The 19,223-nt window shown below is 40.4% G+C and carries 18 protein-coding genes and 1 pseudogene; 16 read left to right on the plus strand and 3 right to left on the minus strand.

Features of this window, described 5'->3' with window-relative positions; all coding sequences use genetic code 11:
- Positions 1 to 38 precede the first annotated feature (38 nt).
- Positions 39 to 485: a MarR family winged helix-turn-helix transcriptional regulator gene (locus NST85_RS09995; protein WP_341189189.1), complete on the minus strand. Its 447-nt coding sequence runs from the start codon at positions 483 to 485 to the stop codon at positions 39 to 41.
- A 209-nt stretch (positions 486 to 694) separates the two neighbouring features.
- Between NST85_RS09995 and NST85_RS10000 the strand changes: the two genes are divergently transcribed.
- The 7 genes from NST85_RS10000 to NST85_RS10030 all read left to right on the plus strand — a co-directional run bounded on the left by NST85_RS10000 (position 695) and on the right by NST85_RS10030 (position 7,747).
- Entirely contained in the window at positions 695 to 2,023 is a 1,329-nt protein-coding gene (locus NST85_RS10000; protein WP_341189190.1) for an ABC transporter substrate-binding protein, read from the plus strand.
- A 246-nt stretch (positions 2,024 to 2,269) separates the two neighbouring features.
- The gene (locus tag NST85_RS10005) at positions 2,270 to 3,115 is read left to right on the plus strand and encodes a carbohydrate ABC transporter permease (RefSeq protein ID WP_341191094.1); all 846 of its coding nucleotides are present in this window, start codon (positions 2,270 to 2,272) and stop codon (positions 3,113 to 3,115) included.
- A gap of 21 nt (positions 3,116 to 3,136) precedes the next feature.
- Positions 3,137 to 3,949 (plus strand): carbohydrate ABC transporter permease, encoded by an 813-nt coding sequence (locus NST85_RS10010; protein WP_341189191.1) that lies wholly within the window; start codon positions 3,137 to 3,139, stop codon positions 3,947 to 3,949.
- A gap of 273 nt (positions 3,950 to 4,222) precedes the next feature.
- On the plus strand, positions 4,223 to 5,125 hold the full coding sequence (locus NST85_RS10015) for a LysR family transcriptional regulator (protein ID WP_341189192.1): 903 nt from the start codon (positions 4,223 to 4,225) through the stop codon (positions 5,123 to 5,125).
- Between the two features lie 150 nt (positions 5,126 to 5,275).
- Positions 5,276 to 5,806 (plus strand): GNAT family N-acetyltransferase, encoded by a 531-nt coding sequence (locus NST85_RS10020; protein ID WP_341189193.1) that lies wholly within the window; start codon positions 5,276 to 5,278, stop codon positions 5,804 to 5,806.
- Between the two features lie 154 nt (positions 5,807 to 5,960).
- The gene (locus tag NST85_RS10025; RefSeq protein ID WP_341189194.1) at positions 5,961 to 7,157 is read left to right on the plus strand and encodes a hypothetical protein; all 1,197 of its coding nucleotides are present in this window, start codon (positions 5,961 to 5,963) and stop codon (positions 7,155 to 7,157) included.
- 104 nt (positions 7,158 to 7,261) lie between these two features.
- On the plus strand, positions 7,262 to 7,747 hold the full coding sequence (locus NST85_RS10030) for a hypothetical protein (protein WP_341189195.1): 486 nt from the start codon (positions 7,262 to 7,264) through the stop codon (positions 7,745 to 7,747).
- 68 nt (positions 7,748 to 7,815) lie between these two features.
- Here NST85_RS10030 and NST85_RS10035 read toward each other — a convergent pair whose 3' ends face one another.
- Positions 7,816 to 8,988 (minus strand): S-layer homology domain-containing protein, encoded by a 1,173-nt coding sequence (locus NST85_RS10035; RefSeq protein ID WP_341189196.1) that lies wholly within the window; start codon positions 8,986 to 8,988, stop codon positions 7,816 to 7,818.
- 162 nt (positions 8,989 to 9,150) lie between these two features.
- Between NST85_RS10035 and thpR the strand changes: the two genes are divergently transcribed.
- The 7 genes and pseudogenes from thpR (at position 9,151) to NST85_RS10075 (ending at position 16,120) form a co-directional block, all read left to right on the plus strand.
- On the plus strand, positions 9,151 to 9,720 hold the full coding sequence (gene thpR / locus NST85_RS10040; RefSeq protein ID WP_341189197.1) for an RNA 2',3'-cyclic phosphodiesterase: 570 nt from the start codon (positions 9,151 to 9,153) through the stop codon (positions 9,718 to 9,720).
- Positions 9,721 to 9,869: 149 nt separating this feature from the next.
- Complete coding sequence (locus NST85_RS10045; RefSeq protein ID WP_341189198.1) at positions 9,870 to 11,327, plus strand: spore germination protein; 1,458 nt, start codon at positions 9,870 to 9,872, stop codon at positions 11,325 to 11,327.
- A gap of 15 nt (positions 11,328 to 11,342) precedes the next feature.
- Entirely contained in the window at positions 11,343 to 12,470 is a 1,128-nt protein-coding gene (locus NST85_RS10050; RefSeq protein WP_341189199.1) for a GerAB/ArcD/ProY family transporter, read from the plus strand.
- Complete coding sequence (locus tag NST85_RS10055; protein WP_127194747.1) at positions 12,467 to 13,600, plus strand: Ger(x)C family spore germination protein; 1,134 nt, start codon at positions 12,467 to 12,469, stop codon at positions 13,598 to 13,600. The genes NST85_RS10050 and NST85_RS10055 overlap by 4 nt, the downstream gene beginning before the upstream one ends.
- 151 nt (positions 13,601 to 13,751) lie before the next feature.
- Positions 13,752 to 13,910: a hypothetical protein gene (locus NST85_RS10060; RefSeq protein ID WP_246054423.1), complete on the plus strand. Its 159-nt coding sequence runs from the start codon at positions 13,752 to 13,754 to the stop codon at positions 13,908 to 13,910.
- Positions 13,877 to 15,502 (plus strand): annotated as a pseudogene (locus tag NST85_RS29285) (Ger(x)C family spore germination protein). Before NST85_RS10060 ends, NST85_RS29285 begins: the two are co-directional and overlap by 34 nt.
- A 24-nt stretch (positions 15,503 to 15,526) precedes the next feature.
- Positions 15,527 to 16,120, plus strand: a complete 594-nt coding sequence (locus NST85_RS10075) for a DUF421 domain-containing protein (RefSeq protein ID WP_341189200.1) — start codon at positions 15,527 to 15,529, stop codon at positions 16,118 to 16,120.
- Between the two features lie 87 nt (positions 16,121 to 16,207).
- Here the strand turns inward: NST85_RS10075 and NST85_RS10080 are convergent, their stop codons facing one another.
- Complete coding sequence (locus NST85_RS10080) at positions 16,208 to 17,113, minus strand: diacylglycerol/lipid kinase family protein (RefSeq protein WP_341189201.1); 906 nt, start codon at positions 17,111 to 17,113, stop codon at positions 16,208 to 16,210.
- Between the two features lie 314 nt (positions 17,114 to 17,427).
- Between NST85_RS10080 and NST85_RS10085 the strand changes: the two genes are divergently transcribed.
- A complete protein-coding gene (locus NST85_RS10085; RefSeq protein ID WP_127195314.1) occupies positions 17,428 to 17,751 on the plus strand; it encodes a transposase in 324 nt (107 codons plus the stop codon).
- On the plus strand, positions 17,742 to 18,668 hold the full coding sequence (locus tag NST85_RS10090) for an IS3 family transposase (protein WP_127195315.1): 927 nt from the start codon (positions 17,742 to 17,744) through the stop codon (positions 18,666 to 18,668). Before NST85_RS10085 ends, NST85_RS10090 begins: the two co-directional genes overlap by 10 nt.
- Positions 18,669 to 19,223 lie beyond the last annotated feature (555 nt).

Consider the following 19,223-nt stretch of genomic DNA (forward strand, 5'->3'; position numbering starts at 1 on the left):
ATATTGATTAAGCCCTTAACTAAATGCCCAAATTGAATTTATACCTTTTTTAATTTATTGAGTAAGAACAGCAGTTGTTTCAGTTCCTGTTCATCCAAGACCTTCATTTTTTCGGAAATACCTTGACGATTTTCGGGTAAGTACCTTAACAGGATACTTTGACCTTCACTTGTAATGGAGATCACTGATTTTCTGCCGTCCTTCGGATGACTAGTACGAATAATTAATCCCTCATTCTCAAGAGGGGTAAGCAAAAGACTAATATTCGATTTCGTAACCCCAATTTTCTTAGCGAGCATCGAAGGGAGTATAGAACCACCTTCCTTCATGATTTCAACTAAAATGCGAATTCTAGCACCATTCAGACCTTTAGATTGCCAATACCTTTCTGAGGTCTCGACTAATGTTGCGGTTGTATCAACCAAGGAAAAAAAGGTCTGTGTGTGTAATGGCAAATCAGTCACGTATTTTTGTAAGTCCTTCATAAATTCACCTCACCCAAATAATAGTTAATCGCTTAACTATTTTATTACATATTCTAACATTCGTCTAATTATAAATATATAGAGTTTTGAACATTTTTAGTTTTACAAAACTTTAGCATTCATTGTGATTGCATTTTACAGTAAACCCTCATAGTTAAACTTGTGATATAAGTTTTTCAACAAAAAACGACATTGAGGGGAATTATATTTTGAAAAAATTAATCGTATTATTATCAATCTGTGTATTTATTATTTCTGCATGTAGCAAGGGAGAGTCTAGCAATTCTTCGTCTAGTCAAGAGCCTAATACTTCTGTCGAATCAAATGCGAGCGATAAAGAGGTGGAGCTTCAATTCTACTTCCCAGTTGCTGTAGGTGGACCCATTACCCAAATTATTGACAAATTGGCTACTGACTTTGAACAGGAAAACCCTAAGATCAAAATCAAACCAATCTATGGTGGAAGTTATCAAGATACGGTGACAAAGGTCATGACGGCAGTGCAAGGAAACAATGCACCTGACATTGCGGTTCTTTTATCCACAGACCTGTATTCCCTTATTTCAATGAATGCTTTGGAGGATTTGACACCAAGATTCTCTCAAGAGTACTTTGATGGTTTCTATGATGCCTTTATGGGGAACACCAAATCGGGAGATAATGTATGGAGTGTCCCATTCCAACGTAGCACAATTGTACTTTACTACAACAAAGATGCTTTTAAGGAAGCCGGACTAGATCCTGAAAAAGCACCAGCTAATTGGAGTGAAATGAGAGAGTTTGCGAGTAAATTAACGGCTAAAGATGCTCAAGGAAAAGTGTCGCAATGGGGAATTGAAATCCCGAGCACAGGCTATCAATATTGGATGCTGCAAGCAATGGCCCTCCAAGGTGGAGATAACATCATGTCCAATGATGGCAAACAAGTTTTCTTTGATCAACCACATGTTCAAGAGGCATTGCAAATGTATATGGACCTAGGTCAACAAGATAAAGTTATGCCAGAGGGTATTTTGGAATGGGCAACGGTTCCTTCAGACTTTATTAGTGGAAAAACCGCGATGATGTTCCATACAACAGGTAACCTCACGAAAGTGAAGACTGAAGCTGCCTTTGATTTCGGCGTATCCTTTCTGCCTGCTAACAAGCAGTATGGTTCACCAACGGGTGGTGGTAACCTTTACGTGTTCAAAGATATTCCAGAAGAAAACAAACAAGCAGCAGTTAAATTTATTGAATTCTTAACTCAACCTGAACGGGTGGCACAATGGTCCATCGATACAGGGTATGTAGGAACAACAAAAGCAGCTTACGAAACAGATTTATTGAAGAAATATATTGAAGAATTCCCGCAAGCACAAGTGGCTAGAGACCAACTTGAATATGCGAAAAGTGAATTGTCGACCTATCAGAATGGGCAAATCACCAAACTATTTAATGACAACATTCAAGCAGCATTACTTGGCAATATGACAGCTAAGGAAACGCTGGAGAAATCACAAACACAAGCAGATCAAATTTTGAAAAGTGTTAAATAGTCAGATAGAAAAGTGATCTAGCGGAGAGAGAAATGATTCTGAAGAAGTGAAGCGGTCTTATGAACATTTCGCTATCGAAGCCCAATCACACTCGGGAGCCACGATTGCATCGCATACTTAACTCTTCTACTCAATGTGGAGTTAGTATGCGAACGTGGTTTTTTCGTGTGACAATCTTAGAAATGGGGAATTGCATTGACGAAACAGAGTTTAAGCATTAAGGGAAGAATCAATTGGAAAGAAAATATGTTTGCTTACGCTCTACTTTTTCCCTCGCTTGCGTTTCTTGCGTTATTTACGTTTTATCCAATTATTAAATCCGTTTATTTAAGTTTTCTAAGCTCTACATTTGGAGAACAGACATTTGTAGGGATCGATCAATATAGGCAAGTGTTTCAAGATGAAGTATTTTACAAAGTACTCACAAATAATGTCTTGCTTGCGGTTGGTACGGTTCCAGTGAGTATATTTCTAGCCATTTATTTCGCGGTATGGGTAAATAACAAACTCAAAGGGACGAGTATTCTAAGAGTAGCCTTCTTTTATCCCACGCTAATACCGATGATTACGATTGCGAACATATGGTTGTTTATCTATACGCCTGATTTCGGATTACTCGATAAATTTCTTGGCTTTTTTGGGGTTGAAGGGGCAAATTGGTTGGGGAGTCCCAATTGGGTTATGTTGTCCATGATGATCATGCTCATATGGAAGGAAGCGGGTTATTTTATGCTCTTCTATTTGGCTGGACTTCAAAACTTACCAGGCGAGGTCTATGAAGCAGCTAAGTTGGAGGGAGCACGCCCTTTTCATGTATTTCGCAAGATTACATTCCCTCTACTAATGCCAACGACCTTATTCGTTATGGTTATTGCGATTACAAATGCATTTAAGATGGTGGATCATCTCTATATTATGACAAAGGGTGGTCCGGATAACGCGAGTAACTTACTTTTGTTCCACATTTATGAGACAGCGTTTAGTTTCTGGGATATGGGTAAAGCCTCTGTGTTAACCGTTGTTCTACTAGTCATTTTACTATCGATATCCATCTTTAATTACGTTTTCTTAGATAAGAGGATCCATTACTAGGAAAGAGGGGGTCATCAAGGGATGTACAAAATCATAAATCGCATCATTATTTCGGTAATAGGAATTATTTTTCTGATCCCGCTTGTATGGACCATCTTCACATCCTTCACTCCTTCTGCTGAAGTGATCACAAGAGTTAACCCATTTTCGATCAAAAACCCGACGTTCTTCAACTATACTTCAGCATGGGAAACCATCCCTTTTATGCAATATTACTTGAATACCATCATTATTGTTGTAGGTATTCTAGCAGTACAATTAGTCACGGTTACCTTGGCAGCTTACGCATTTGCTCGATTGAATTTTATTGGACAAGGTTTCGTGTTTATCTTATTTCTGATCCAAATTATGATTCCACCGGACATTCTAATATTTCCGAACTATGCCATTATGAAAGAATTGGGATTAGTAGATTCTAAACTAGCGATTATGCTGCCCTATTGGGCCTCTGCTTTTGGTGTGTTCTTAATGCGCCAAACATTTAAGCAAATTCCACTGGAGTTAGATGATGCAACCAAAGTAGATGGATGTAGGTGGTACCAGACATTATGGTATGTGTATTTTCCCTTATCCAAGCCTACCTATGTTGCATTTGCATTAATATCCGTTAGTACTCATTGGAGTAATTTCATGTGGCCACTAGTGGTGACTAACTCGGTTGAATCACGACCATTAACCGTTGGTATTGCGATATTTGCTCAATCATTTGAGACAGGTGCGCAATGGGGAACAGTCACAGCGGCTACCATTCTTGTAATTACACCACTGCTTGCCGCATTCCTCATATTTCAACGCCAGTTCGTAGACAGTTTCATGCATGCTGGCATAAAGTAGGATTCTGTTTCGTGAGTGACCTGAAGTTAGATTTGATTCATCAAATAAGGATTAGAATAATAACCTTCGGAATGCTGTTCCGAGGGATATTTACTATTTATCGGAGATTGCGTACGACAGAAGAAATTTGTGAGATACTCAGAAGGGTCCTTTCTACGTGTGTCTAGCATGAAGAGAAGGTCGCTGATACGACTATTAGGCATTGGAATGATAACTATATTAAAATATATTATATAATGAGACTAATAATCGACACAGAGAGGATTGAATCAAATGACTCTTCAACAATTGAAATATGTGATTGAGGTGGCGAGCCGTGGTTCGATCAACGAAGCTGCAAAGCGATTATTTATTTCTCAGCCCAGCCTCTCAAATGCAATAAGAGACCTAGAAGAAGATCTACATATTACTATTTTTGAGCGTACGAATAAAGGGATCTCATTGTCAGTGGAAGGGGCAGAATTTCTTAGCTATGCTCGGCAGGTGGTCGAACAAGCAGAACTGCTGGAGGGGCGTTATATGAATGCCAAACCTTCTCCACAGCACTTTTCGGTTTCTACTCATCATTACGCCTTTGCGGTTAACGCATTTGTGAATCTAGTACGTGAATATGGCCAAGATGAGTATGAATTAGCGCTTCACGAGACAAAAACCTACGACATCATCGAGGATGTTAAGACGATGCGCAGTGAGATTGGGATATTGTATCTCAACGAGTTCAATGCCAAAGTAATCAACAAACTCTTACAATCTGCTCAGCTACGATTCCAGAGCTTATTTACGGCAAAACCACATGTATTTATAAGCACTAACAATCCCCTGGCCAGGCAATCCATCGTTACCCTAGACGATCTTCAGCAATACCCCTATCTGTCGTTTGAACAGGGAGAATACAATTCTTTTCATTTCTCAGAGGAAATTCTCAGCACCTTATCGCATAAGAAAAGTATTCGTGTAAACGACAGGGCAACCCTCTTCAATTTATTGATTGGTTTGAACGGATATACGATATCTACAGGCGTACTTAGCGCTGATTTGAATGGTAATGAGATCATTCCTATCCCTCTAGAATGTGATGAAGTCATCAATGTTGGCTGGATAAGTCGTAAGAATATAACGCTCTCCAAACTTGCCCTCGCGTATGTTGAAGCACTACAACAGGCGATAGACGAGTAATTAATTATCTATTATAGCCTTTAGCTATATCTGGATATAATATAATGGAGTTGAAAATGAGTGTGGCCCTCCCCACAATGATATTGACCTCTTATAATAATGCTGGTATTATTTCTTTCCATTACTTGCTGTAGAAAGGACGGAAATCATTTGAGTAACAACCACATCTATTTAAGGTATCTTGATATGAAGGATGTAGGCTCTCTGTTTGAATTAAGGATGAGAAATCGCGATTTTTTCCAACCGTTTGAACCAATCAGGGACGATTCACATTTCACGCAAGAAGGACAGGAAAGTGAAATTGTCAATGGTATTCAAGGGGTTGCTAACGACCAATCTTATACTTTCGGAATCTTTCTTAAAGAGACGGATGAACTTGTAGGAAGAATAGCACTAACTGGTATTGCTCGAGGTCCTTTCCAAAATGCATATTTAGGTTATTTTGTGGACGAGAAGCATAACGGCAAAGGTTATGCAACAGTGGCAGTCTCATTATGTGTGGAGTATGCTTTTAACGAAATCGGCTTGCATCGTGTTCAAGCTGGAGTTATGCCTAAGAACGTGCCATCTATCCGAGTATTAGAAAAGGCAGGGTTTAGACATGAGGGTTTGTCCAAAAAATATTTGAAGATTAACGGATCGTGGGAAGACCACGAATTGTTTGCGATTACTGCCGAATGACATAACGGATATCAAAATGGAACGCTCTCCACTGCGGGGGTGTTCTTTTTTTTGGCTCAAGATTCGAGAGAAATCACTGTGTGTCTTTTGATGAATATAATATATACTTTATATAATATCGGAATGGAAAATTATAACTGATTGGGAGGGTGTCATGAATAGGAGGATTAGAATCGGTATTTTTATTTTTATATTTTGTATAACCTTCTCCTTAATGGGCTGTTCGACAAATAATGCAAGTAAGGAAGAATCCCCAGCGAAAGAGAATATTACAACGAATGAGGATATTTCAACGTCTGATCTCGATCTCGATAAATATACCAAAAGCATTCAAGACATTTTTGGGGAAAATATAGAATATCGTGGGAAGGATTCGGTAAAGGGTTCCTCGGATGAATTTTTACTATTTTACGCAGATTCAGTGGAGGGTCTTGATTCCCTGACATACAAGCTGAATGTTCGGACTGGAACGGTGACTGACGGTACTAGTGGAATGCCTCTATGCAATATCCTGGTGGTATCTCCAAATCTAAATAATCTGGACATAGATAGCTACAAGGCTAGTGTTGAAAAGATAGTTAGCCCTTTAATTATTGATAAAGGATATACGATTAATGGTTTATTTGATGCATTTCTTGGTTTTATTGGGGATGGAAATATTGAATATCAAGTCTATAAGAATGATGTTCCTTATGTGATCCAAGTGGAACCTTTTATGCAGGAAGTAACAGAATTTGGGGAAGTCGTAACAGATGTCTCTGATTCAGAGAATGCAGAAGAAAACTCAAACCAACTGGGACAAGATGAAGAACAGACCCTAGAGGGGTTACTAGATGATGGATTTACTATTATAGAGGAACAGTCATTTTGGGTAGATATGAACAGTTGGGGGAAAGTGAGATTTGTTTCGGGTTACTTTATGAACAATAAAACACCTGAACTTCATTTTTATATAGTAAGCTCTAATTTGGTCGTTTTAGCTACCTTGCCGGACAGCTATCCTAACACACACGAGCTAGAAAGTGTTCAAGCTGTAAGTTTCAAAGACATGAATGGCGATGGAGAAAAGGACATCATTATCACAGGAAACTATAATACATGGGATGCAACGAATACAGTTGCAAGTGTTACAACTAAGGCTTCGGTGTATTTTTATTCATGGGAGTCTTTTATTCAACTGCCATGGTACAACGATTTACTTAATGATTCGGGAAATAATACTTCGATTGCAGCCATAGTAAAAGAAGGAGATAAAATCTTTCATCAGATTCAATCACCTAACGCAGACAGCAAAGAGGATGAGACTGAAGTTGATAGATTGGCTTCCTTAATTTGTAATGGAAACTATTAGACGCTGACGATCTAGGTTATGCTGATTTATCTGCGTCGCTTGTCGTATTCTTCAATTCTTCAACGTATTCGGAGGTTTATATCACTAGTCTTGTAGGAGATTATTTGGCAGAAGATACCGTACGTACAGTATCTGGTGATAAAGCATTAAAAGTAAAATCGGAGAAATTTGATTCATTATTGGTTGATATCATAGGAGACGTTATTAGTTATAACTATATAGAATCGGGTGGAGGAACAATTTGGTCATTTATAAGTTCTTATGCCGTGTTAGATGCAAAGTTTGCCGTAAATAAATACGTAAAAGGAACTACATTGAATGATCAAGGTTACCTAGGTTCTTCGATTAGTGATCTATCAACGAATTGGAGTGAATTACGCGCTGAAATACAAACTGTTATAAAAGATAAGGGATTCAAATCAGATGATTATTCCGTAGATTTGACAGAAGATGAGCTTGAAGAAATGATAGACTTGAGACTAAGACTTGATAACAATATAAAAGCTTTAACTAAGCTAGCTGCTAATGACGAGAAAGCTAAGATCCTTGTTGATGTGGTAAACGATAAATTGGATATCAGCATGAATTGAGTTACACAAGAAAACCCGCTCAGCTAGAGCGGGTTTTTGATCTTGAATTGTGCTGTTAGCCTTAATTCTTAAGACTCTACAAATACCATAGCATCATTGTCACCGTTTTCGGTGAGTTGTTCCGGGAACCGAGTTTTTGATTCAACCATGATGTACGGAAGGCCTTCTACCGATATACGAACCGGATTTATTGGGTCAGTGAGCTGTTCATAAGTATAAAGTGTCTTCTCGTTGTTGACCGTGACATACACATCGAGTATTTGCTGTGATTCAACGCGAACAACCACCTTCTTGATAGGCTCTCCTTCGACTAAGGAATTATTGAGTACAATGGTAAAATCGATGCTCTCGTCATTATAAAACAGATTATGACCCGATCCTGTTGATTCTCCAGAACCATAAATGAAATGTTTGGTTCCACCGGGGATAGGATCAGTTACAGGTGGTGTAGGTGCATAGTTCTCTCCGGCGATCAGGTACAAACGGTGCAATATGGTGACGATTTCGGCACGAGTGACTTGTTGTAACGGGTGGAAGTTACCCTGATTATCGGCTGTCATGATCCCTTGAGTCTGAAAAGTATATAAGGCATTTGCCTTAAGCCATTCTAGATCTTGAGAAATAACGTTATCCGTCCCAACCGTTCCAATGATTGGAGTTAGAGGGGAGTAGGCATTTTTCCAGGCGTCATATTGATCATAGGATGCGAACTTTTTCATTTGTACGTCTTTTATGTAATTCAAGTTAGACAGAAGTTGCCCTTGAGTGGGTTCTGTTCGCCCTCCAAGATCTTCAAACAATGCGTTAAGCACGATCAGCACATCCCACCGCGTCATTTTCTTGTCGGGGGAATATGTGTAGGTCTCATTATTGAAGTTTTGCTGATCCGCGGCGTAGATTCCAATATCACTGTACAAATCCGAGAACTCTTGGTGGGCCCAGTGATTAGGAGAAACACCTTGAATGCTTTGTGGTTCCGTTGCTCGCAATTGTGGAAAAAGCCGGTGAATCATCACTGTAAATTCGGCTTTGGTCAAAGCTTGCTTAGGTTTGAAGGAGCCATCTGGAAATCCGTTCACAATTTGATGATCGATCATAAAGTCGATGGATTCCATTGCCCACTCATACTTACTTGCATCAACATCGCGAAATCCGGAAGCAGATGCTGGTGAAGGGATTAAGGTAGAAGATAAAGTGATGATGGTAGTGAATAGTAGTAATATGTACTTGAATGATTTCAAAGATAGGCACCCCTTAATTTAGTATAAGATCACGGTTGTGGTTAATCGACATAATCCTAACCTAAAACAAAGAAAATGTCATGTAACAATTTCCCAGATGATTTGGTTGAATGTTTAGCGGATAGTAAGGAAACTAATAATTAACAAGGAGAGGTGATAGGGATGGGACCAAGTGGTAGTAACAATCAGTCGGCACGAGTATTCGTAGCCATACCTGTTCCAGATCATATTACAGAGGAATTAAAGCGTTGGAGGATTATAAATATAGATAAACTTCTCTTTCGCAAGTGGACGCACCCTCAAGATTACCATATTACATTACAGTTTCTTGGTGAAATTTCGGTGATCAAGTTAGATGCTTTAATGGCTGCTTTGAAGAATATTAAAGGAACACCATTTCCATTAGCTTTAAATGGAATCGGCTTCTTTGGCTCATCGAAGACTCCCCGCGTTTTATGGGCTGGAGTCTCTGGAGATCTTAACGGTTTACAGTCTTTACACTTGTCAGTAATACAAGAAACGGGCACCCTAGGATTCATTCCTGAAGACCGCCCCTATTCTCCACATATTACACTTGCCCGGCGATTTAAAGAGGGCGAAGAATTATTACTCGAAGCTATTACTCCCGCTCCTGTCGGATTAGAATGGGTAGTAGATCATTTTTCCCTTATGCGCACCCATTTGAATGTTTCACCGATGTATGAGAATGTAGAGACCTTTACACTAGTGTAAGGGTCCTTTTTCTTTTTTATTACGCATGCATAGGTCACGAAGTATTGCATTGAATCCCAATTTCGAGGACATATTATCCATATACCAAAATTGGGGAACATTAGTACAACCTTGAGATATATCCGATTAAAAATGAAAGTGGGATATTCATGTCAGCTTTTAGTGAGCAGATAGAGAATCAACTCAAAACCATAATACATGGAAGTGAAGGCTTAGTCATTAAGTCTCTAGGTGGAAATATCGTTGTTGCTTATATGACCGGTATGGTTGATAATGCTCAGTTAAACTTAAATCTGTTAGCTCCGTTAGTAGGGAATGATCAATGCGATTCGTTAGAGAAACTATCGGAAATGATTCCGATTGGTGACTGTAAGCCATTTGATCAGCTTTCGGACGCTATTGAAAAGTTGTTAAGTGGATTTGCCCTTGTGCTGCTCAAGGGTAAAGACGGGGGGCTATTAGTCAATTTAGCGAATATTCCTTCGCGAGCGCCCTCAAATGCAGATACAGAATCGACTATTTATGGACCGATGATTGCTTTTACTGAATCGATGGAGAAGAACATTGCGCTACTCCGTTCGTATATTACAAGCGAAAAACTCATTCAAGAGGAAGTACAGCTTGCTGCAGAACCCCATACATTAGCCAGTTTACTTTATCTAGATGAGAAGGAGAAGAATCCATTTGTTGAACTAATCCGTAAACGAATAAATAAACAAAAATACAAAGGTTTAATCGGAAGTCCCTTGTTCCTGAAGATTCTCACTGATAATAAATATTCATTGTTTCCTGAGATGAGTTTATCGGAACGTCCTGACCGTGCAGCTCAGGCAATATTAGAAGGCAAGGTTGTCGTCATGGTGGAAGGTAACTCACAGGTAATCATTGGACCGAATACATTCGTTGATTTCTTCCAATCCGTAGAAGATCGATACTCTTCGTGGGGACTCGGTATGTTTAACCGTTCCTTACGGGCTTTAGCGCTTATCATATCGATATTCTTGACACCATTATACGTGGCTGCATTAACCTTCCATTATGAAATGATTCCGATGCCACTACTTGAGCCGCTCATTACGTCTCGTTCACGAATTCCATTTCCTCCGTTAATGGAAGCTCTAGTCATGGAAGTCTCTATTGAACTACTGAGAGAGGCTGGGGCTCGCCTTCCTACGAAAGTTGGACAAACGATGGGCATCGTAGGAGGTATTGTTATAGGACAGGCGGCTGTACAAGCTGGTTTCACAAGTAACATATTAATTATGCTGGTTGCACTTGCAGCCCTTGGTTCGTTTACGACGCCTAATTATATGATGAGCTCGTCCATTCGATTTATACGTTTTCCTATGCTTATTGTGGCAGGCTTCTTGGGACTTCTTGGGATCACCTTCTTCTCCGCGTTTCTATTCATTCACTTGCTTCGAATGACTAGCTATGGAAAGCCGTACATATATCCCTTTTATCCGCCTAACAGGAAAGAGCTTATCAATATGATGCTTATCACAGAATCTTCTCCGTTTCAGTATAAAACTGATTTAACAAGAAGTAATACTAAAGGCGGAAAGTCACGAATGACTAAATGGTTCAAATCTAATGATGAAGAATGAACGCGAGGTGGAGCGATGAAAGTTCTCAGCAATCCCCCTGAAAATACTCAGATTCATGCCTATCTCCTTTTCTTTGTAATTTGTAATGTGCAAATTGGAGTAGGGATATTTAGTTTTGAACGATATATTTATCAAGTTTCCAAACACGATGCATGGATATCGGTCATATTGGCTGCTCTGTTTACACACTTTGTTATGTGGCTGATTGTTCGTGCGCTTAGTAGGTATGAATCAGCAGATTTATATGGAATCCATTATGACCTGTTTGGCAAGGTAATAGGAACCTTATTTAACTGTATCTATATGTTGTATTATCTATGCATTACCATTGTTATCATGAGAAACTACATTGATGTCATTCAAGCGTGGATATTTCCTGATATTCCTACTTGGTTGATTGTGTCACTACTATCAATTCTAACTATTTATGCAGGATTTGGTGGTATTCGTGTCATTATTGGGATGTGTATGCTCGGATTTGTTGTGATCTTATTTACAGTGTTCTTGTTTTATTCTTCCTTGAAGTATGCGATATGGACACAGTTGCTTCCGATCATGGAAAGTGGCGTCATGGATATTATCGACGGTGCAATTAGGATGAGTTTCACCTTAGCCGGATTTGAAATCATCCTATTTATCTATCCTTATATCGTCAATAAGGAACGTACCATGAGGTATTCGCAACTAGCCCTTTTATTTGCAAATATGGTGTATCTTATAATAATGACACTCTCTATTGTGTATTTCTCGTCCGATCAGATGCTTCGCTCGATCTGGCCATCCATTAACATGTTAAAAATTGTGAAATATCCGTTTTTGGAAAGATTGGAGTTCGTTGTGATTTCGGTATGGATGTTAATGGTACTCACAGGTATTTTGATAAACACCTGGGCTGTTACTAGAGGCTTTAAGCGCATGTGGAATTTGAATCAGAAGGTGATGCTACTCATCGTGATCGCTTTGGCAAGTGGGATAACAATAGCTATTCATGGTCATACGGCCATCGAACAAATCAATAAATGGTTAGGGTCCGGAAATGTTGTATTTTCTTTAATTTACCCCATTTTCTTAAGTGGGATCGTTACGATTGTATTCAAATTTCGAGGACGAAAGCGACCTGACAGCAAAGGAGGGACATCATGAGAGGATTGCGGTTGTGTGCTGTTCTAGTTCTCTTAGGTGTTCTTAGTGCCTGTCAGAGTACGAGTATCCTTGAGCGTCAATCCATCTTAGTGGCACTCGCGTATGATGCGAAAGAAGATAGAACGTTTCAAGTGACGGGTACATTTATAGAAGCTGAACCTGAAGCACAAGAATCAAGCCATACGATATCTGTAGAAGCAGAGACAAGTAAAGGTGCACGTAGAAAGATGAATCAAATGCTTCCTTATACAGTCGCTGCCGGGCAAACACGGGTAATTTTGTTAGATCGTGACATGTTTCGCTTTAAGATGTTAAATGAAATCGAAGTCTTAAGCCGGGACCCTTTCTTTGGGGATATGATTAATATCGCGATTGTAGATGGTTCTCCTGGAGAATTGCTTAAACACAAATATGAGGAGTACTCCAATATAGCGACCTCTCTTAACAGTTTATTGGAGCACAATACCAAGATGAATTGGGTTCCGTCCATGACTCTGCATGACTTTACACGTTCAAGGGGGATTAATCGAATAGATCTAGCCATACCTTTAATAAAAAAGGAGGAAGAAGAGGTCATTCTGTCGAGTCTCGCTTTAATACATAGAGATCAAATAGTAGGTGAAGCTACACCGAATGAGGGTTTTTTCCTTAAGACGCTTAAAGGCACCGACACACCCTATCTATACGAACTTAATATCAAGAAAAAAGATATGCAGGAGAGTGGCATGGATCGATATTTGCTACAAGATACGGATACAGTGAAGGTTGTATTTAATGTTACAAAGAGTAAAGGTAAGATTAAGCTTGTTGATAAAAAGGATATTAAGTTTAATACGGTTGTTGATATCGATATTGACATTCAAGAAGTATCTCAGCGTTATAATTTTACTGAATCCGGTGCCATTAATGCGCTAGAGCATCAATTAATGATTGAATTAAGCAAACAATTACAGCAGTTCCTCGATAAACTTCGTAAAGTGAATTCGGATTGTGTAGGATTTGGTGAAATATATCGTAGTCGTGTGGGAAATTCAGAGGTCGTTGAAGAAAAGTGGGAGGAAATGTTTCCTCAGTCCACGATCAATGGCCAAGTTACCATAAAAGTTATTCGAACAGGTATTATCGAATAGTACTAGGTCCTATAGATCCGTTAAACACTAGTTATAAGTGTTTAACGGATCTTTTGCATACTCAAATTTGAAGTTAATAATTCAGAATATGCATAATTTGGAATCCGTCGGTACAAGTTAAAGCTTAGTGATATAGGGCGGAGGGATTCAATTGGCAAGTGGGGGGAAACTACCAGTATCTCAAGGATTTAGACTGAAGAGCTATACTGGAGATGCACCGGTAGGTATTGGGGAATTGACGGAGCATATTTCACCTTATAGATTCTCTTTATTCCCATATTCGATTACAGTGGTAGACCTGATTTCGTAAATGATGCTTTATTAAGGGGACGGCTGATTATGATCCTCGACGGTAGCCCTGTCGTGTTAATCGCACCCTCTAACTTAATGCAGCTGTTGTTTGCGGCAGAGGATCCACATTTGCCATTTTATTTCGTTTTTCCATGGAGAATGCTGCGGTTGGTTGCTATTATGCTCTCCATCCTTCTCCCAGGATTCTATACCTCCTTAATCTCCTATCATCAGGATCAAATCCCGTTTCCACTGCTTGCTACAATAGGTAGTACACGGAGTAGTCTTCCGTTTTCTCTATCTGTTGAAATGTTTGTTATCCTTTTTATCCTCTCCTTACTCCGTGAAGCTGGGAGCCGAATGCCAAGAACCTTTTCTGGCTCCGTTTTCCCCCTTCGCTCCTCAGAGGTTGCTTCGAAACTTCATGCGCATTCCAGGATTGCGGAAGAAGGGTGGGGAATTATGACAAGGGTCAAATATGTAGTTATCCTTATGTCCTCGTTAACCTTTTTTCTATCGGGTTGTTGGGATAATGGTGAGGTTCAGGAGATCAACTATCTGTCGGCATTTGGTATTGACTTTCAAGATGGCGAATATTACATCTATGCTCAAATGCTTGATTATGAAAGTCTCTCAGGTCCAGAAGGTAGTATCCCATCATCTCAGCCACCCATTTGGGTGGGTAAGGGAAGAGGGAAAACTTTGGCTGAAGCAACTAGGGAACTCTATACGACCAGTCAGCAGAAATTATCCTGAAGTCAGGTAACGGCACTTGTGTTATCGGAATCCATGTTGGCGCATGAACGAATAAGAGATGTGATTGATAAATCAAACCGAACTGAGGATATTAGTTATACGAAGTGGGTATACGGCACTAAGGAAAATATTGAAGAACTTTTTACAAGTACTCCTTTCGTTGGGATGTCTCCACTTCGCACCTTACTGCACGCACCAATGCTAAACTACTCTCAGAATTCCTTCATACATCCGTTGCAGTATGTTGATTTTCTTGTCCATTACCGAGAAAAGGCAGCCACGGTTGTCCTTCCCTCCCTCGCCATAACTACTTCTAACTGGACGGAAGGGATGAAGGAACATCCGATTCTTGAGATTAATGGTGCCTTTATGTTGAAAGATAATGAGAACAAAGGGTGGTTGAAGCTTGAAGATGTACTAGGAATTCGTTGGTTAAAGGGTCCCGCTACTCGGGCTACCATTCTTGTGGGACCTATGGATGATCCCGTAGGGCTTGTAAGACTGGTATCACCTCGTTCTGTTATTGGGTTTGAGCCTACAAATGATGGAGTGAAATATCGGTTGAAAATAAAAGTCATAGGCAAAGTAGTTAATTTATATAAGGAAGTACCCATCGAGGAATTCAAAAAAGTGACAAGGGATGTCTTTAAAAAAGAGCTGATAAGAACTTTTCGTAAAACTACACCACAACACGGTGACCCCTATCAACTATCACTTGGTTTATATCAGAAGAATCCCAAGCTTTGGAACAAGCTACAGAAAGAAGGAAAGTCGGTAACCGCAGAATCGCTTAATGAGCGTGATATTCAAGTGGATATCGATCTTAGATTATGGGGAGCCCGAAAACATCCTTAAAAAGACAGCTTATTAGGAGGATTTATGAAGTGGTCGACATTGATTTGGGATGCCATTCTAATCGCAAGTGCAGGCACCCTTTTGTTAAGAATTGGCGGTCGTAAATCTATTTCGCAAATGACAACGCCTCAGATCGCTATGGTGCTGATCATAGGTTCTGTATTAGGTTCAGACCTTGCTGGAAACGGAGTAGGACACTCTATTCTGGCGACAGGTATCTTTCTCGCATTCTTAGGGGCTATCGAATGGGTCTCGTTGAATTGGAATCGTGCTGAGCGGATTCTGAAAGGAAGGGCTATACCCGTCATCGCTGATGGGAAATATCTACCGGAGAACATGAAACGCCTGCGAATGACAACAAACGATATAGAGAAGAGAATGCGTATGGTAGGAATACACAGTTTAGAGGAAGTAAAGTCAGGAACCATCGAGAATAATGGAGAACTTGGCATTGAGCTTCAACCTTATGCTAAGCACATAACTAGAGGGGACTTGGAGGAACTTCTTAAGGCTTACTTTCCACAAGTTACTCTCCCCGAGCGGCCTCATGAGACTAGTATCTTCCCGGATGTTGGAGCACTTTCTCAGTCCGAAGAAGCACCGGGACAGCTTCAATAAGATCAATGTGCTAGTTATAACAAAAAGGAACTCTGGAGAATGAGTCTTTCTCCAGAGTTCTTTGTGTGTAATAAGTTATAATTGCATTTATCCGGGATGTGGGCACATGACCTGCATAACACCTGGGTCAGCAGCGGCAGTTAATGGTGTAGAGGTGAGGTGTTCGCCGTCTCCAAGAGCCATGCGGGGTAGACTGCTGTGCACGGAAATATTCTTTCCACGTAGCATCGTGACGAACGGAAGCCTGGTATGCCCACCATAGAGTAAGGTCGGAAATAGCATCAGAAGTTGAATTCTTGAGCAATCGTGAACGATACAGATATCCAGAAAACCATCGTCTGTAATTGCTTGGGGACAGATTGCAAGACCTCCTCCGTAACTAATAACGTTGTTGACTGCGGTCAGCCAGGCAGACGAGTAGGTATGTGTCACACCGTCGCATTCCACAGTTAATGGGGCAGGGCGAAAAGTTATAAGGGTATGGAAAACTCCGATCACATAAGCCAGTCTTCCTAAGCCAAAAGCATTGCAAATTTTCTTATATAAGCTATTGTTCACGTTGTGGGCGACTTCCGCATCAAATCCAACCGCAAGCGCGGTGAGGGCGCTTTGCCCAGAAATAGAGATTAAATCGGCGGCTTTAGGCAGGCCGCCCAGCATAACTTCTAGTGCGGCGCTGGTCTTCATCGGAATATGAAACCCCCGAGCTGTATCGTTTCCAGAACCAGAAGGGAAAACAGCTAAGGGAACGCCAGAATCACGTAATGCCGGTAACAGACTATTGATCGTTCCATCGCCCCCAACAACACCCACTGCTTTCCAGGTAATAGGATCAGACAGTTTCTCTATTAGAAGAGTATGAGCTTGATCGGCAGATTCAGTGAATATATGCTGATAAAGAATGTTACGCTTATCAAGTATCTTACTTATTTTTGTCCAGACACGGAGACCTCTTCCGTTCCCAGAGTTCTTATTGACGACAAACAAATACATGATATACCTCCATCTGTTTAGCAGACAACTTTTCTATAAATTAAGTGTAATTAAAAAACAGAGAAATGAACATCATTAAATTTTTGAATGATATAAATTTTAACTTACTGGAATGTGGGAACAAAGAATTGAGTAGATGGGGAACCGTACCGAACTAGAAACCAAGATACTAAGAGATGTGAGACTGAAATGTGCCGTTAAGTCGAATCCGTAAGCAAAGATTCAAGGTGAGAGGACATAGCTATATAGCCCCCTAATCCAATTGGACACTCCAATCCACCTCATATACACTAAAATGAGTAAGGAGTAAATCGATGAAAAGACGATTCAGGTGCCCTGTTGAAACGAAGAAGGAGCTAGTGGTTGAAGTGCTTGCCGGTTACCGAGTAGAGATGGTAGCCCGGAAGCACGGAATGTCTCCTAAAACGTTAAGCAACTGGGTCCGCCAATATCAGGATGAGGTGGACGACCTTATGAAAAAGAAGCAAATCGATGCCGAGAAACTGAAACAGAATGCAGCCAGTTACGAAGATTTGCAGAAGAAATATGACAGTGCCATGAAGCTGTTGGGAGAAAAAGAACTCGAAAACAACATCCTTCGTGACTTGGTAAAAAAAAAGTATCCCGATTGGAAGTAGCAACACACTGGATTGAACAGGGATATCCTATTCAAAGAGTACTACGTCTGTGTGGAATCCCTCGTTCAACCTACTACTATCGTCTGCAACATCCTGAACACCAACAACCTGTCAGTAGCGGCCGGCCTATTCCGGGTTACTCATTTGACAAGGATGGAAAACAGGTGGTAGATGCTCGTATTAGAGGGTACCTCAGACGCCTTATCCAAGGGCCAAATTCAGCGTTCGGCTACCGAAAGCTAACTACGTTGTTGCGGCGAAAATATAAATTAATCATTAACAAAAAGAAAGTATACCGTTTATGCAAAGAAATGGGCATCCTTCATCCGCAGCGTGAACTGACAAATCCTGTACCCAAAAGGCTTGCAAATAACCGAGTTGTGGATGGACCTAACCAGTTATGGCAGATGGACATTAAGTACGGTTACGTAGCCGGTAAACGTCAGCATTTCTACCTGGCAAGCATTATTGACGTGTTTGATCGGAACATTGTCGCCCATCATCGCGGAAAGGTTTGCAGCACGCAGGACATCTTACGTACGGTACAGAAGGCGCTTCTAAAGCGGCGAATACACGAACAAGAACACAAGTTGGTCATACGGACCGATAATGGGCCACAGTTTATTAGTAAAGCTTTCTATACTTTTTGCGAACAAACTGGCATAGAGCACGAACGGATCCCCAACCAAACACCAAACAAAAACGCGTTTATTGAGTCGTATCACAGCATCATAGAGCGAGAATGTTACCAACGCAATTGTTTTGAAAATTACGAAGAAGCCTTTGCAGAAGTAGATCGATTCATTCGGTACTACAATACGGAACGGATCCATGGCAGTCTCAAGGATTGGCCACCCAAGGAATACTTACGTTTGATGACCATGGGGTTGATTCCCCCACAAAAAATTGCGCTATGATGAGATTTCTTAAGAATGATGTGGAAAGTGTCCAAATTTAGGGGGTTGAACCGATAGGATCCGCTATTTTGTCCTTTTCAGGCCTTTTTGTAAGTTTTGCGGACCTGAGATCCGTTATTCGTCCCAAATACATCATAATCAGAGATATTTGAGCGAATAGAGGAACCAGTGTCCGCACAGATCACAAAACAAGGGTATTTTCAGCAAATAACGGACTCAGTGTCCGCTCACACAAGTTCTCATCGCGGTACGCATTCGCACTGCGTAAACAGGAGATTCCTGGTTTTGGCAAGGACTTTCTAGCCTCTTAGGTATGCAAAGCTTTTGACTGTCCAAATAGTTATGTATCCAAGTACATTCGGCAATGTGCAAAGAAATACAGGAATAACAAAAAGTTGAGAAAAATCATGGATTAGCATTAGAATTATATGAGACGGGAAACAGCGACGTAATGTACCTGGCGGGTCTCATCGACAATCCTAGAGAAGTCACAAAGGAACAATTAGAAAGCTGGATCAAGACAGCAAGAACAAAATTTGAAAAGTGGGGGATTTA

Origin of the sequence: Paenibacillus sp. FSL K6-2524 (genome assembly GCF_038005525.1) — a bacterium.
GTDB lineage: Bacteria > Bacillota > Bacilli > Paenibacillales > Paenibacillaceae > Fontibacillus > Fontibacillus anaericanus.

Coding starts and splice junctions, on each gene's coding strand:
- NST85_RS10005 (WP_341191094.1), top strand. CDS start 2,270: ATGTTTGCTTACGCTCTACTTTTTCCCTCGCTTGCGTTTCTTGCGTTA.
- thpR (WP_341189197.1), top strand. CDS start 9,151: ATGGGACCAAGTGGTAGTAACAATCAGTCGGCACGAGTATTCGTAGCC.
- NST85_RS10025 (WP_341189194.1), top strand. CDS start 5,961: ATGAATAGGAGGATTAGAATCGGTATTTTTATTTTTATATTTTGTATA.
- NST85_RS10080 (WP_341189201.1), bottom strand. CDS start 17,113: ATGTATTTGTTTGTCGTCAATAAGAACTCTGGGAACGGAAGAGGTCTC.
- NST85_RS10075 (WP_341189200.1), top strand. CDS start 15,527: ATGAAGTGGTCGACATTGATTTGGGATGCCATTCTAATCGCAAGTGCA.
- NST85_RS10050 (WP_341189199.1), top strand. CDS start 11,343: ATGAAAGTTCTCAGCAATCCCCCTGAAAATACTCAGATTCATGCCTAT.
- NST85_RS10010 (WP_341189191.1), top strand. CDS start 3,137: ATGTACAAAATCATAAATCGCATCATTATTTCGGTAATAGGAATTATT.
- NST85_RS10015 (WP_341189192.1), top strand. CDS start 4,223: ATGACTCTTCAACAATTGAAATATGTGATTGAGGTGGCGAGCCGTGGT.
- NST85_RS10055 (WP_127194747.1), top strand. CDS start 12,467: ATGAGAGGATTGCGGTTGTGTGCTGTTCTAGTTCTCTTAGGTGTTCTT.
- NST85_RS09995 (WP_341189189.1), bottom strand. CDS start 485: ATGAAGGACTTACAAAAATACGTGACTGATTTGCCATTACACACACAG.
- NST85_RS10085 (WP_127195314.1), top strand. CDS start 17,428: ATGAAAAGACGATTCAGGTGCCCTGTTGAAACGAAGAAGGAGCTAGTG.
- NST85_RS10045 (WP_341189198.1), top strand. CDS start 9,870: ATGTCAGCTTTTAGTGAGCAGATAGAGAATCAACTCAAAACCATAATA.